A 15,773-nucleotide genomic window follows, 5' to 3' on the forward strand; every position below is an offset into this window, starting at 1 on the left:
CTGCCTGTACTACGTATACACCCAATTCCAAATCCCATTCTGGGGACTCCCACACAGTCGCCTCGAGTGTCGTGAACACCTCATCGACAGCTCGGTTTGCAACTCTATCTGCAAGGAAGTCAAACTCCTGATCCCAATGAGAAGGATCCTCGGGGCCACGGAATGCGTTGTTTTCCTTATAGTAGTTCGTCTGCAATCGCTCGGCTTCGCGGAGGCTCTCTTCCTCAAGTGGTGACTCGTCATTCGCCTGGATATGCAGCCCACGCTCATCGACTGTATCTGCATGCACACGCTCGCCCTGGTTATCGTATTGCTCGCCGTCATCGAGTTCTGATCTAAGTAGTGTTGCTTGGTAGGAGTCCTCAGTGACGACGCTCAAAACAGTTTCCTCGAGTGTTGGAATATCAACTCCCTCCTCGGTGAGGCCAGCTGGCAGTTCGTCTGGCTCTGGGATCTCCCCACTGTCGGTTGGTTCTTCGCCATCTTCATCAAGACACCCACTGACAGCAGCTCCCATACTCACCGTAATCACGCCACCGAGAAACTCTCGGCGGCCATTTGTGAAACCCATGAATATGCTATGTGAGTGCCCACCATTCATATGTTTATTCAAAGTGGGATCTATCGTCTTCCAGACTCTAGAGTTACACACAGCTACACTCGGTTGGGAAGAATCCTGCCACTGGACGATCCTCTGTCGGTTGCACCATATAGATTCGGTATAAGTGCCACTTGAATGATGGTGAGGTTCCATTCAAATATCGACATGGTATTGAATTACCTCGGTAGTAGTCGGTGGAGGAGAGACTGTCTACCACGAGCCAAATGTCTTATTTGGGCATATTTGGTCAACCATTGGCCCGACCAGCCCACATATTACACTCGTACAGCTGTATAATCAAATCATCCATTTGGAACGCTAGGCAACACAAGGCCTCAATAAGAAGCGGTCGTTCAACTTGAAATGCAGTGTCTTTCAAAACCCGTGCCAACGGCGTGGTGCGACGGGTACTGTCAGATCGTGGTAGACCGACTGACTCTCACGGATGCACTGCGGACATTCGAGTGTTAATTCCAGACGACCCACTTCGTGGGAAGATCGAGGGGGTTAAGCTCGGCTGCCCACACGTTCGGATTTCGGACAGGCGGCCTAAGCGGTGAAGCCTCGGGGCTTGTCCCGAGGTAGTTCACTCTCGGAGACACCCCACAACAACCAACATTGGCCTTAAGGGAGTAAGTGCGGTCTAAGGCTTCGTTGGGGGCGTTCTTAATCGCGTTACGGGGAATCAAGGAGAAAGGCTCGCCCCTTCAGGGCGGGGATGAATCCGACAACCCACTACACGGTCCACCGCTCGATGGCACGGCAGGATATTCCACGCGGCACAATCCATACCATCAAGTAGGTTTGTCCACATAGGTTACGTATGGCGAAACAGGTCGTCACCCGCACCTACACTGCTTCTATCAGGAATCAGCAACAGGTGTCTGATGACCTCGATTCGCTCGGGTTCTCAGCCTCGAAACTCTGGAACGTCGGGCGGTGGACAATCAGTCGTGTCTGGGACGAAATCGACTACATTCCAGAACATGACGAACTCACCGCGTACCTCAAGAGTCACGAACGCTACGATGACCTGCATTCTCAGTCAAGTCAGCGAGTCCTTCAAGAACTCGCTGAGGCGTTCACCGGCTGGTACGGCAAACGACGCAACGGAGACACGCGAGCGAACCCGCCCGGCTACCGCAAACACGGTGACGAACACCCGCGTTCCACAGTCACGTTCAAAGCCGCTGGCTTCAAGCTCGACACAAAGTACAACCGGGTTCGACTCTCAAAAGGCTCGAATCTGAAAGAATACTGGTCGGACTTCATCCTCTGTGAGTACCAGACCCGGCCCGACGTTGACCTCTCAACCGTGGAGAACATCCAACAGGTGCGGGCTGTCTGGACTGGCGAGGAATGGGAACTCCACTTCGTCTGCAAAGTCGAGATCGACGTGTCCGAAGCACCCGGTAAGAAGACAGTGGGTGTTGATCTCGGTATCAACAACTTCGCGGCGCTCGCCTACGAAGACGGCCAGGCCGACCTGTACCCACTCAACTGTCTGAAGCAGGACGACTACTACTTCAGCAAGCGCATCGCTCGGTGTGACGACTCTACGTCCAAGCAAGCAAATCGGTTGAACCAGAAGAAGTCGGCTCGCCGCACCCACTACTTCCACGCCCTCTCGAAACACATTGTTGAACGATGTGTGGATGAAGGAGTTGGAACCATCATGGTAGGCGACCTCTCCGGTATCCGCGAAGACGAGGAGAACGGTGAGTCAAAGAACTGGGGGAAGCATGGCAACCTCGACTTGCACTCGTGGCCGTTCGACCGATTCACCGACCTCCTCGAATATAAGGCCGAGATGGAGGGTATCGCGGTCGAAGAAGTGTCCGAGCGGGATACGTCGAAGTCGTGTTCGTGCTGTGGTCGCACGCGGGACGCGAACCGTGTTGAACGCGGGTTGTACGTGTGCGACGTATGCAAGATGGTAGCGAACGCTGATGTGAATGGTGCTGAGAATATTCGACAGAAAGTATCTCCGAGTCCCGCCACGGATGGCGGTGATAGGAGTAACGGCTGGTTGGCACAGCCATCGACGTTCCTGTTTGACAAGGAAACTGGCGCGTTCGCGCCTCAAGAGCGGGTCACGTCGTAAACCACAATATCCCAACGCGGTCGGGAATCCTCGCGCTTTCAGCGCGGGGAGGATGTCAATACTCGTAGCGTATTCGACGACCCGTTCGTGAGCAGAGGTGAGTCACTCATATAGGAGGGTCGAAAAATAAATTGCAAAGTGATAATCAGCCGTACAACGGGCCCCTCATATTTCCCAGCATCAACCGTAGCGTTGGGTTTGGCGTGTTTGTGGACATCTACAACTGAAAAAACCTCGCGATTCCCCTCCAAGAAGTATCCAAATAGGCCTGAATCAGCTTGTTGACGGTCCTCAAAAATGCGTTGGGGAAGGCCTGTTGGCGATGATCGATCTGTCGGCAACAACAGATGTCCCTAGCTTCCCGTTCGCAGTTGATTGTTTCGAGCCCCCTCCATATCAACCTTATTGCTGGCTTGATATTTTCTTGTGCGAATGAACATTACCAGTTCACCAAGACGGTTCATCACCGTTCTGAGGCGTCAAAAATTTATGCTCCGGACAAGGTTGTGCGAACAATCGTTTTAACATAGGTTGAATAGTAACATCCTCTCCTCATTAAAAACGCGTTCACCGACTTCAGTGAACTCATCCGCCTCGTGAACGACGGTGACGTCCGCTACGACGAGCTTCGGTTCGAGTTCGACATCGCGGTTGAGGACGCGCTCGGAATCGTCTAAAAGGTGAAAGGTGACCCAGTCGACGACCGCTACCCGTCACACGTGCTTTCGGGCGTGACGCTGCCGCCGATCGACGAGCAGTCAGAGATTTCCACCTCGTCAGTTGTCTCGACGGTCACGTTGCCCTCGATCGAGGAGTTCCCCTTGAGTTCGATCGACACCTCGTCAGTTGTCTCGACGGTCACGTTGCCCTCAATGACCGAACTTCCGGACAGATCGATATTGACCTCGTCGTCGGTCGTAACCGTCACGTCGTCGCGGATCCGCTCGTTGCCGCTCATCGTCAACATCACTTCGTCGCTCGTGTCGACATCGACGCTTCCGTCGATTTCCGAGCCGCCACTGACATCGATGTGGACCTCGTCGGTCGTCTCGACAGAGAGGGGGCCGACCGACGCGTCGCCGCTCAGATCGACTGTTACCTCGTCGGTCGATCCAAGCGACATCGCGCCGTCGACGGTCCCACCGCTACCGACGATCACGTCGAGTTCGCCCGCCTCGTCGGCACAGAACCCCCCGCCGACAGTGCCGCTGATATTGGCGATCACCTCGTCGCTTGTCGACAGCTGGAGGGGGCCGCCGATCGTTGCCCCGCCACCCATCGAGAGCTCTATTTTGGCACCCGTGTCGATGCTGAAGTAGTCGGCGACGCTGCCGTGATGCGTGACATCGACCTCGTCGTCTGTTCGGATGTCGACGGCTCCGCCGACATCGATCCCACCGCCGATCTGCTCAGAGACTTCACCGGAGGTGTGTATCACGACGCTGCAGTCGGTGCCGCCCCACGCCGGAAAATTCTCGTCCGTACAGCCGGGCGGGTCGCGCGGCGCACACACGTCCTGACCCGGTCGCGTACAGCTTACCTGCACCGATCGGGTGAGATCGACAGACTGCTCGGGGCTCGACGCCGAGACCGACACCTCCATGGTTCCGACGCCACCGCTACAGGAGAGGTCGCCTTCGATCGCATCGGAGGCTCCCGGCGGCAGTCCAGCAGGGGTTCGGAGTGAGTTCGGGTCAACAGGGGCGTCGACGCCGTCGACGATTTCTGCCTCGATCGAAGTGAGTTCCGACCCAAATCGGTTCGTCACCTCAAACAGTGTCACGGTGTCGCCGTCGCCGCCCGAGGGCTCCTCGATGTCGATCTCGAGCAACGCGTTCTCGTCGACTGCGGTACCGATGTCGAACGCGCGGTCCGCAGAGAGCAAGTCGAACGCGCCGGTCGTGTACGCACCCGCCGTGCCAACTGCTCCAGTGCCGACGAGCAACAGGAGAGAGCGACGGCTGATCCCGCCCCCCGATCGGCTTCGATTACGCTTGCGTTTTCGTGCCATGAGTTGGGCCCCACAATGCGGAAAAGGCACCGCTGGCGTGGGCGCCTGCAAGACCGACGCCCTCACTTGTCTCTGCAGCGAGAATCAGACTCCGGCGGGTAATCGACCCCCTGGATCCCCGCTTGCGCCCCCTTTTGAGCCCCATATCTGGAGAGTTAATAACTTGAGAGAGTATAGCGACGGGAACCTATTCAATCTTATTGAATTGTCTCGAAACGTTAGGTTCACAACACCAACGGTCGCTGTCGCCCGACGACTATCGATTATAGAGTGTGTCGCGGCCGACCAACCGTCTCGCGATCGGAGTTCGTTCACTCGCTCGATTGCGGTGTCTCTCTTTGAACAGCGAGAGAATTTTACCGTTTACGGTGGGCGTGAATCGCGTCACTGGACGACACAATCCACTGTTGGTGGCTGGCTGGATATTCCACGTTGACATCCTCCTCCGCCTGAAGGCGGAGGAATCCCAAGCGTTGGGATATTACGGTTTGCAGACTCCCTGTTCTCTCGGTGTGAACCGGCCGCTCCCGCGATTGAACAGGAAGACTCCGGGCTGTGCCAACCAGCCGTTACTCATATCTCCCGTCGGTGGACTCTGAGTTATCTTTCGTCGGATGTTCACCGCACCGTTCACATCTGCGTTCATCGTCGTCTCGCACGACGAACAGACGTACAATCCACGCTCCACGCGGTTGCTGTCTCGAATCTTCCCACAACACGAACACGTTTTGCTGGTATTTTCCTCATCGACACGATCAACGAGGATCCCGTGTTCCTCGGCCTTGTATTCAAGGAGACGGGCGAATCGGTCGAACTCCCATCCGTGGAGTTTCTTGTTCCCCGACTGGCCCCAGTTCCGCGAGGCACCGTTCTCGTCTTCGCGGATGTCGCTGAGGTCGCCAACCGCGATCTTCTCCACGCCTTCTTCGACGCATCTCTCAACGATGTGTTTCGAGAGCGTGTGAAGGAAGTGGTCTTTGCGTCGCGAGAGCTTCCGGCGAGCCTTCAGCGCACGCTTCGACGGCCCGTTCTCGCCTTCGGTTTGGTATTCCTCGCGGGTGAAGTAGTGCTTGTCCTCTTTCAGAACGTTCCCCGGATACAACTCACTCGCCCCATCTTCGTAGTCGATCGCGAGGTAGTTGCTGATACCGAGGTCGATACCAGCCGTGTTGTCGCCGGGTGCATCCTCAACAGGAATCTCTTTCTTGCAGACAAGGTGTAGTTCCCACTCGTCTCCGTTCCAGACGGCACGCACTTGCTGGATGTTCTCGACTTCTACGTCGGGGCGGGTTTCGTACTCCGCGAGTATGAAGTCTGACCGTGTTTCTTTCAGGTTGAAGCCTTTCGAGAGGCGGAGTTGGTCGTGCTTGTCGTCGTGTTTGATGCCTTTCTGTTTCCACGTCACAGTGGAGCGTGGGTGTCGATCGCCACGTTTCCGATAGCCTGGTGGGTTGTTGCCGTCATCAGAGTTGTACCAGCCGTTGAACGCCTCAGCAAGTTCTTCGAGAACTCGCTGACTTGACTGAGAATGAAGGTCACTGTAGCGTTCGTGGTTTTTCAACTCCGACTTTAGCTCGGCTTCGTCGGGTATCTCACCGTCTTCATCCCACCGTTCTTCGATGTAGTAGCGGCCGACGTTCCACAGTTTCGACGCGGAGAACCCGCACTGGTCGAGATCGGCACGAACCTGACTGTGGTTCGTGATCCGGGCGACGTAGGTTCGGGTCGTCTCCAGCATCGTACTGTGTGCATAACGAGTTATGCAACAGAGTATATTAAAGACTGTGTTTGACGTGGAATATCCAGGCGTACCGGAGTCGGTGGAATGAGTCACTGAGTGACGGCGCGTATCCACGCCGTAAACGACGTGGTATTGCGCCTGCTCAGCGTATAACTGTAAGCAATTGATGAAAGCACTACCATACCCGTCCAATAACTGTGAGACACGATTAAACTATTGTGCTGCACTCAAAACGGCATGATATGGGGTTGCAGAACGAGGAGGTTACTGGTCAGGAAACGACGTGTGCTATCTCTGATCAGATCGGAGCAAGCACACACTGGAAGACGTACAGTGGACGGACTGATGATGGAGAGCCAACTCTTATCAGAGTGTTACAAGGGGAGGTTCCCGATTCAAGTCACGACCGATTCAACGGGCTCGTGAGACAATGGGCAAGCATCAGTGATCGAGAGTCAGTCCGTGGCGTTATCGACTGGGGGACAGAGATCGAACCGTGGGTCGCTGTCGAGTACGCCTCCTCCGATGGAAAACAGTTCGCAAGCGGTGGGATGGTCGACACCGCGATAGCGTGTGACGACCGGACGAAAGTCGAGCTCGTTAGCGAGGTCTGTGAAACTATCCAGACTTATAGCCGGTATGGATCGACATCGCATCACCTTGCTATCCATCCGGATTGTCTTTTTTTCGGAAACGGACAAGATGGTCCTGTAGCCATCGTCGACGACTGGGGAGTGAGTCGCCTTGTGAACGAGCCACCGATAACACCATACACGGCTCCCGAACAACTCGAGGACGGCGGACACGCGAAAAAACGCACCGACATCTATCAAGTTGGTGTGCTTGCCACACACCTTCTAACGGGGACAACCCCGTTTGCCGACGATGCCGACAGCGATGACCCGGAAGCATTAGCGAGTACAATCGAGAACGGAATCGACGAAACAGTACTTCCGGAGGGGACTGTAGAGCCGATCAGTAAAGCGATGGCCGTTGATCCGGAAGACCGGTACTCTGCCCTGTCACAGTTCCAACGCGACCTGCTCAATGCTGTTCCAGCATCCACCGATCGGGCAACTGGTTCGCTCATCGCAGTAACGACACCGACCTTGGCAGCCACGAACACCGGCGAAAGACAGGCAGATACCACTGGTTCACCAAGCAGCGAGTCAACAACGGCAGTCAATTCACCGACAGAGACAGCCACCACATCGTCACAAACAGACACCGCATCGACACGGACGGACACGACAAACGCACGGCCTGATCGAACGGGAACCGGAAACGGTAATTCCAGACGCTCTTTCCTCAAATACGGAGTCGTCGCCGTAGGGGGTGCTGGAGCCATGTATCTCGGGTTGCCGATACTCACTGGTGACGAGTCACTCCGGAGTGCGTTACCCGGTGGGACAACTGGCTCGGATCCAGCCGCTGGTTCCGGTGGGGACGTCCGCGTCAACACCGGGTTTCGGTCGTGGCTCGAGCCCCTAGAGAACAACGCAGAGAACGTTGGCATCCCGAGAGAAGCCGATGTACAGATACAGGAGGGACCTGCAGACCCAGCACACCGAGTCGACGAACTTATCAATCAAGTCGAATCAGACCAGCCACAGCCCGATCTCTTCGTCGTTAATGAGACAGAATTAGGGATGCTCATGGAGGCTACGGTGACCGACTCCATGGGCGAGCATTCGATCGACGAGACACTCAGAAATACGCCGCCATTGTACGAGGCCCTGAGTCAGCATCCAAGTGATGGAGTTCATCATGCGATTCCCTACGGATTCATGCCACTGGTCGTTGCGTATCACAAGCCCCTACTCCGTGAAATGGGGTATGATAATGGGGTATTTGAGGCGTGGATGACGGATCCGCCGAGCTGGGAACAGTGGTCCGAAATTTCCGCATTCGCCCGCGAAATGATCGGGACCCCGTTCGGATTCATCTGGCCAGGTCAGCCGACCCAGCTTCCAGGGTTCTTTACGTCGGTTCTGGAGGCATTCGGTGGCACATACTATGGAAGCCCCGACGCAGCCACAGGACCCATTACCGATCGGCCTGTGACGATCGCCAATCCGCAGGCCGTTGAGGCAACGAACGTCATTCACGACCTCGTCACCGGGGATAACCGCTCGTCACACGCTATCGAACAATGTACTTCCGACGATATCTTTTCGATGGGGTTCAACCAGGTTTACGAACTATTAATGGGCCAAGAAGCAGTCGCCGCACAGATCCCACTGAGTCTCGCCCGCATACTGGTCGAAGAATATGGGCCGGATGAGGTCGGCATCATGCCCATGCCGACAGGTACAGCCAGGTCAGCAACAACAGCCTTCGGATCGTACGTTGCTATGAATCCGAATACAGAGAATACGGGCGGAGCACTCGAGGTGGCAAGCGCGTTCCGATCACCAGAATTCGCACAGATGATCCTCTCTCAGGGATATGAGATACCGTTTGGTGAGGATATACAAGCCGACGGTCTCTTTGACTCCTCACTGTACGAACCATATGCAGACACGTTCCAGTTTATTGCCGGATCACCAGCGGTTGAACCGGCTGGAAACGCCTGGATCGACGAACGTGACGTAATCGGTGAACAGATGGTCGAAGCAGTCATGGGATTCAGTCCAGAGCCAATACTCGAACAGCTCGCCGAGTTCATCGATCATAATTGATCTAGCCATCCGACGAAGCAGAACGGTATCTCGTCGAGATTCTGGTCTGATTCTAGTCGGTCCTAATACGCTATCAGAATTCCACCGAAAGTGACATTCGAGATTCCTGTGAATCGAAAACGGTATAACATACATGCAAAATTATATTACTGTTCAATGGAGAGACGGAAGTTTATAGCGACGACGATGATGGCGGGGGTAAGTACAAGTTTTGCAGGTTGCTCTGAAAACGACTCTGTACCAGAAGAAACTGATGGGACTGACGATCCGGAGGAGTCGGGAACATCAGACAACGGCTCAGAAGATACTGACGGTGAGGAACCTGAGATTGAGGTAACTCTCTCCGTCGAAACGAACGATGTAATAGAGATCGCCGAAACGAAAGCGACACTAACGGGAGAAGTAGTAGAAGTAGACGGTGCCGATTCAGCTGAGGGATACTTCGAATGGCGTCAGAATGATGGAGAGTGGAGTGACACTGACCCAGAATCGGTCGAAGCTGGAAGCGAGTTCAGTACTGAGTTAATGGATATTGATGACGCAACAGAATACGAATTTCGGGCAGTTGTCCAAGAGGCTGATGAAACCGACAAAGGGGAATCCAAGCAGTTTGAAACGGACGAGCTGATCGACATATCGTTCTCCGATGACTGGGAAAATGGCAACTTCACCGACCCACTATGGGAAGGAACCGAGCACTACGATACGGGCTACATCGAAGTTGTCGATGAATCAACTCCGGATGGCGGGAGTCACGCTTTGTCTTCCTACTCCGATGGAGGGTTAAGCATCGCTTCTGAGAAGGAGTTCCGGTGGGATGCAGCGTGGGCATTCGAGACTCTGTTTAAAGTCCCCGATGAACTGGGTGACCGGATGTATTGGAGATATAACTTGTGTGGCGATGACCAGCTTACTGTTAATCTGGGATTCCATGATCGTGGACTGGGCGCGACTGAAGGACAACTTTCCCCAAATCTTTCCGGAGAACTCTTGGACAATAGCGGTGGGAACATCGACGTAGACTGGGAAGAAGGTGAATGGTACCATGCAAAATGCCATCACGATGGAGAGGGCGTGTACTCGCTCAAAGTTTGGCAAAGCGATGAAGCGGAACCGTCATCGTATCAAATCACCGGTACAGGAGCAACACCATCCAGTGAGGAAAGTCCAATCAACATGGATCCCCACGTTGCCTGGACTGATATGAGAGTGAACGTCGCATACATTTCCTACGAGACAAAATGAACTAGCTTCCTCATTGTCCTCGAAATCGCGTTACAGAGCCCTGATAGAGTCATTCGATTCGATATTTAATGACATCATCAGTTGGGGTGTATTCGCCTCGGATTCAGCTAATGGAACTCCGTCGGAGAGCCACAATCGTGCCGGAGCAACGTGGCGGCTACTCGAGTACAAGTGCGAGCGCGAAAGCACGCACTTCGTCGCCATTGACCTATCAGAACGATTAAAGAGTGCCATCGTGTGGCGTCGAAAGTGACCGACCCCACCCCGCTTCGCTCACCCTGACGTGTTCGCTTGTTGAGGAGGGGTTTTAGTATGGGACTCGGGTTCGAAGCCGGATCCTCGAGGGTGCTCACTCACTCGAGCACGCAAAAGATATGCAGATTACTCTCAGTCTCACGCTACCCTCAAGGAGCAAACGACGTCAGCTGTGAGCGAGTAGGGGAGAGGAAGTCACTGCGCCTCTTCTGGATTCCGTACTGACATACCAAAAGATTCTATTTCGTCGATATTTCTGGTCCGAGTCGAATCAATTCTGATACCGACACAAAGCACCTCCTCTGGGTCGAGGCGAACGATTTCTTGTAGCAAATCGTCTCCACTCTGGCTCTGCCCAGCAACCGAGTAGGGGAACTGGAAGCCATCGCTGAAGGAGACACGATTTTGTTCGGTTGGGTCAGTTTGATCATACGCCCGAACCCGAATTTCGACCGGAACACCGCTTAAGTTTTCCTGCCCGACACCCCCGACGTTCGCGATCAAAAACACCGCTTCCTCTTGCTTAGTTTGTGCGAACGTCGTTACTGCCTCGCGGTTTATCGACTCGAGAGCAATACTATGCAGTAACCCATTTTCATCCCCCTCGATGGCAGTCGAAGCAACGATTTCAACCCCCTCCAGATGAAGGTCCTCAAGGCGACCACCGGTGAGGTCAGTGACAGCCTCAACTGCAACTTCGCTCGAGTCATCCGTTGCCTCAATATCGGATACTTGTGTCCAGTTTCCCTCACTGTCATTGGTCGGATCGCTTCCGAATGCACCGCTTGCAATAAAACCGCTACTTCCAACCGTTAACAGTCCCAGACCAAGCATTATACTTCGACGACGCATCAAATTTATTTGTCCATCAAAACCGGTCTCGTTCGTTACTCGTCACCGCCGTCGGTACTCGCGTGAATACTGATGACTGGAACATCCTCTGGGCTCCCCTCATATTCGTATGGACCGCCGTACTCGTTATCGGCTTCCTCGCGCGTATCAACTTCAAGTGTTATATTGACAGGATCGTCACCTACTTCAATCAATGTGGTATCCGGGTCGGTCTCGGTTGAGTCCCTATCGGTAATATCGTCATCACCAACGATGAACCCAATCCCATCCTTTTCACCCGTATCGAACCAAATCTCAGCGTCCTGTGAGCCATTATTACCGACTTTGAGCAGATCGTGAAATCCAGTTAATGCATCATCGTTAAGCCCAGCATCATTATCCTCCCCCTCGTCTTCCGTACCGATATTGATCGCGATCAGTCCATCCTCGTCATCTACATATTCGTTAGCACTGTCACCGTCACCAGGCTGTAACTCGAGGAGGGCAGCGGCGTCGTCAGCGACTTCGACATCAAAATTGCGGTCGGCTTGAACAGTATCGAATGCACCGGACGCTCCAACAACTCCAATTCCTCCTGCGATTGCTCCGAATCCAATTAGGGTGTTCCGTCGTGTTAGTTTCATCTCAATCATCAGTAGATACGACGACCCCTTTATATTGTAGGATTATTTATCGGTATGGAAGCACCTGAATCATCGTATTGAGGCGCCAGAGCAGCGTATTGGAACGCCTGAAATACCAAGTTGCCACCTTGTTTTAATCAAATCCAGCATTTTATCGCTCATATACAGATTTGAGACCCTCCTAACACGAATTAGGACATCAAGCTAGCAACAAGTTTGATATAGTTGTCTTTGCAAGGACAACGTGCGGCGGGGGAGATGGTATCTGAGTTTCACTCACTGGAACTAGTCCGCTCCACCGCCGTTCCCAACACTGTGAGCTGAAGGGAACCTCTCCCCCGAGGGTCCCTGATGGGCTTCCCGTGACGACTCACCGTTCGATGCCGACCGGTGGTTGGCATAGGCAGCCCTGAAACACCATCGTGTACCAGGTACCACTGGACGTGTTCCCCCGAACATCGTCCACATCCCACCTGGCGATTCCTGCACTGAAGGCCATACTCTGGCCTTTTCACTCGAAATACCTGTTCGTGAGATACCAGTCTGTCCGGAGCACCCACGCTCGAGACGGCAGGGAACCGCGAGCCAGCGCAATCGCTATCCAGTTCACAAACAGTCTCCTCGAGGGAAACAGAATTGTGAAAGGGGAGTGAGACAACTCGCTTGTCGAGGCGGCGATCGCCGGACCGCTGTCCTTGATCGGCGAACACGGAGAAACCACACGAGGTACTCGAGATCCCCCCAATGCTTCCGAGGATGTCGTCAAAGCTGTTGCGAGGGGGAAGTCAGCGGACGTCCACCCCGAAGGGAGTGATCCTGACATTGAGAAGGTCAAGAGGATTCAGAAGGCGAAACGAGCGATGCTCGAAAGTCAGTAGAGACCGATACTGACGATCTCACTTCGATTGGAGTGTGAAGAAAAAAGTCGCCCCCTCTCCAGGTTCGGATTCGACCCAAATGTCTCCGCCGTGGCGCTCGATGATTCGTTGACAGATGGCAAGACCGATCCCGGTTCCAGCGTGTTCTTCCTGCGTGTGGAGTCGCTGGAATACATCGAAGATATCCGCTTGGTTCTTACGCGGGATTCCAATCCCCTCATCTCGAACTGAGACGATCCACTTCATGCCATCTCGATCGGCCGAGATGTGAACCTGTGGCGGCTCATCCTCACTATATTCGATTGCGTTGCTCACGGTATTTTGGAAGACTTGGCGCAACTGTCGCTCGTCGGCGATGACCTCGGGTAACGAATCGACATCGATGGTAGCACCCGTTTCAGAAATTTGCACTTCTAGGTTCTTCTGTACATCACGGACAATCTCCTCGAGATCGACCTGTTCGAATGGCTCGCCCTGTGTCTCGATGCGCGAATACTCGAGTAATGCATCGATCATCTCTTTCATCCGTTCAGCGCCGTCGACGGCGAACTCGATAAACTCCTCAGCATCATCGTCGAGATCGTCCGTATACCGACGGTCAAGGAGATTGAGATAACTCGTGATCATTCGTAGCGGCTCCTGTAAGTCGTGCGAGGCTGCGTAGGCGAACTGCTCGAGTCGCTCGTTGGACTCCTCGAGTTGCGCTCGGAGTTCCTGTAGCTCCTGATTCCGTTGGTTGAGTTCGAGCGCTCGTGTTTTGGCTCGTGCATCACGCGTACCGACTCCAAAACCGGCAACGCTGCTGAGCGCTGATAGAATGAGAATACTTCTGTCTGGGTTATTGAGAGTGTCCGCGGGTTGTAGGTGGTAGAACGTAAGGATGCCAAACATCAGTCCAATTCCACCAAGACACCAGCCTCAGTACTTCACAAAGTCGCTTAGTTAGAACGTCTGCTTGCTGTAAATGTGTCTAGCAAACAGCAGCAAGCAGACAGTGAAATCCACGAGGACCAACTCCTTAACTTTCTCGTCAACGTTCTTACCGGCGCATTTACGCTTGACCTCGGTGAGAACGCTGAAATCGACCCAGAGGACATTTTCGAGGTCCTCGTCGGCGCGACCGCCGACGAGACCTCGATCTCTTCACTCTGCGAGAAGAGTGAAGACGCACCCTCTGGCAACGACATTCTCTATCACCTGCGCACCAAGTTCAACCTCGAAACTGTCGAATCAACCGGCAATACGCTTCTCCAGCAGGATGTCCTCGAAACGCTCCCTCAGCAGGTGGAGGTCGTTGCGGACCTCCACCTGCGGCCCTACTACGGTGACGAAGACGAGACTGACGGCCTCTACTACAGCGAGGCCAAAGCAGGAACAACTGCGTTCCATGCTTACGCCACACTCTACGCCCGCGTGAACAACAAACGATACACCTTGGCGGTGCGCCGTCTCACCGACGGCGACGTCCTCGCTGAGTTCCTTGGACTGCTCAACAACTTCGATTTCGACGTCAAAGCGGTCTATCTCGACAGCGGCTTCTACGACGGCAAGTGTCTCACGTTGCTCCAGGCACACAATTTCGCGTACATCGTTCCGGTGATCAAGTGGGGCAGCAAGATCAAGAACGAACTCAGCACCGGTTGGAGTCGTGAGATCACTCACGATCTCACGACGTCCTACGGCGAGAACGAGTGGACCGTCGAGTTTCCAGTGATGATCGACTGTACCTACAAGAACGGTCGATACGGTGAGCACGGGGTGGCGCGTCACGGCTACGCCGTCGGCGCGCCGTTCGTCAATGAACCTCGACAGGCCCGATCCCACTACAGCAAACGCTTCGGGATCGAAGCGAGCTACCGCCTCTCCGAGTCAACAATCATCTCGACCACGACGCAAGATCCCGCGAGACGGCTGTTGTTCGTCGTACTCAGCCTGCTACTTCAGAACGTCTGGCGGTACTTGCACTGGGAATACGTGGCGACACCCCGCCGTGGCGGGCGTCGCCTCTGGTGGTGGCCCTTCGAAGAGTTCGTCGACATGGTGACTCGTGCAGCGTGGACGGCCCGACGCACCGCGAGGGCCGTCCCCTCGAATCGGCCACCGGATGATCGCTTCCACCGGTAGCCGGTGACCGAGGACGCCCTACCGACCAGTGGCAACGCTGTCGAGTCGGCGGCGATCAGCCGCCGACTGCGACAGTCTCTCGTCTCTTGTCGTCGGGTAGATCTACGAAGGACAGATTCAGCTCTGATTCATCGGCAAATCACGCTTCAGCGCCAGTTAGCTGAGGGTGATTTGTGAGGTACTGATACTAAGTTAATTCTCGACGTCCAGTTATTCGGACGCCACGGCACCGATCCGGCAGCTGCGTTCCTGCATGGACTCCGCGAAAAACACGATCTCTCCGAGGCGATATTTCTCGTCGATCAGTTTAGCTACCGGACTGCCCTTGCTCGATTAGGTTTGGACGATCGGGTTGACTATACCGACCGAAACCTCATCGAAAATGGTTTCACACGCTCAAAATGCGAGTTGACCGTTTCCATAACTCGTGGGTGGACAGTCGGGCGAGCACACGCAGATGGATTGAACAGTTTGTACATTACTACAACCATCAGAGACCGCATTAATCGCTCGATGGACGAACGCCAGCTGACAAGGTACTAAACTAGACAGTGCCGTTGAGAGGATCTTGACAAAGCAAAACACCATACCAAGGCTATTGAGAGGATATCGATCCCACTCTACCGGCTAACAGTGGCATATGTTGGCAATTATCTGA

At 54.3% G+C, this 15,773-nt stretch carries 9 protein-coding genes and 3 pseudogenes; 6 read left to right on the forward strand and 6 right to left on the reverse strand.

Features of this window, described 5'->3' with window-relative positions; translation table 11 throughout:
- Positions 1-571, reverse strand: a pseudogene (locus QNM96_RS19765) (hypothetical protein); the annotation flags it as partial.
- Positions 572-1,424: 853 nt separating this feature from the next.
- Between QNM96_RS19765 and QNM96_RS19770 the strand changes: the two are divergent.
- Positions 1,425-2,705 (forward strand): transposase, encoded by a 1,281-nt coding sequence (locus QNM96_RS19770; RefSeq protein WP_283838533.1) that lies wholly within the window; start codon positions 1,425-1,427, stop codon positions 2,703-2,705.
- Positions 2,706-3,411: 706 nt separating this feature from the next.
- Here QNM96_RS19770 and QNM96_RS19775 read toward each other — a convergent pair.
- A complete protein-coding gene (locus QNM96_RS19775) occupies positions 3,412-4,716 on the reverse strand; it encodes a hypothetical protein (RefSeq protein ID WP_283838534.1) in 1,305 nt (434 codons plus the stop codon).
- Between the two features lie 481 nt (positions 4,717-5,197).
- Positions 5,198-6,454: a transposase gene (locus QNM96_RS19780; RefSeq protein ID WP_283838535.1), complete on the reverse strand. Its 1,257-nt coding sequence runs from the start codon at positions 6,452-6,454 to the stop codon at positions 5,198-5,200.
- A gap of 245 nt (positions 6,455-6,699) precedes the next feature.
- On the opposite strand from QNM96_RS19780, the gene QNM96_RS19785 reads away from it, so the two are divergent.
- From QNM96_RS19785 to QNM96_RS19795, 3 genes and pseudogenes are all read left to right on the forward strand, one after another.
- Positions 6,700-9,138, forward strand: a complete 2,439-nt coding sequence (locus QNM96_RS19785) for a hypothetical protein (RefSeq protein ID WP_283838536.1) — start codon at positions 6,700-6,702, stop codon at positions 9,136-9,138.
- A gap of 156 nt (positions 9,139-9,294) precedes the next feature.
- Positions 9,295-10,383: a hypothetical protein gene (locus tag QNM96_RS19790; protein ID WP_283838537.1), complete on the forward strand. Its 1,089-nt coding sequence runs from the start codon at positions 9,295-9,297 to the stop codon at positions 10,381-10,383.
- Between the two features lie 127 nt (positions 10,384-10,510).
- A pseudogene (locus QNM96_RS19795) lies at positions 10,511-10,643 on the forward strand (RNA-guided endonuclease TnpB family protein); the annotation flags it as partial.
- Between the two features lie 190 nt (positions 10,644-10,833).
- Here the strand turns inward: QNM96_RS19795 and QNM96_RS19800 are convergent.
- The 3 genes from QNM96_RS19800 to QNM96_RS19810 form a co-directional block, all read right to left on the reverse strand.
- Positions 10,834-11,472, reverse strand: a complete 639-nt coding sequence (locus QNM96_RS19800) for a hypothetical protein (RefSeq protein WP_283838538.1) — start codon at positions 11,470-11,472, stop codon at positions 10,834-10,836.
- A gap of 53 nt (positions 11,473-11,525) precedes the next feature.
- Positions 11,526-12,122 carry a hypothetical protein gene (locus QNM96_RS19805; protein ID WP_283838539.1) on the reverse strand — a complete coding sequence of 199 codons (597 nt, stop codon included), beginning with the start codon at positions 12,120-12,122 and terminating at the stop codon, positions 11,526-11,528.
- An 887-nt stretch (positions 12,123-13,009) separates the two neighbouring features.
- Positions 13,010-13,882, reverse strand: a complete 873-nt coding sequence (locus QNM96_RS19810; protein WP_345782550.1) for an ATP-binding protein — start codon at positions 13,880-13,882, stop codon at positions 13,010-13,012.
- Positions 13,883-13,957: 75 nt separating this feature from the next.
- On the opposite strand from QNM96_RS19810, the gene QNM96_RS19815 reads away from it, so the two are divergent.
- Both QNM96_RS19815 and QNM96_RS19820 read left to right on the forward strand, forming a co-directional pair.
- Positions 13,958-15,115 (forward strand): ISH3 family transposase, encoded by a 1,158-nt coding sequence (locus tag QNM96_RS19815; RefSeq protein WP_283838540.1) that lies wholly within the window; start codon positions 13,958-13,960, stop codon positions 15,113-15,115.
- 183 nt (positions 15,116-15,298) lie between these two features.
- Positions 15,299-15,621, forward strand: a pseudogene (locus tag QNM96_RS19820) (DDE-type integrase/transposase/recombinase); the annotation flags it as partial.
- Between the last annotated feature and the right edge of the window lie 152 nt (positions 15,622-15,773).

Source organism: Halostagnicola sp. A-GB9-2, assembly GCF_030068615.1.
Classification (GTDB): domain Archaea; phylum Halobacteriota; class Halobacteria; order Halobacteriales; family Natrialbaceae; genus Halostagnicola.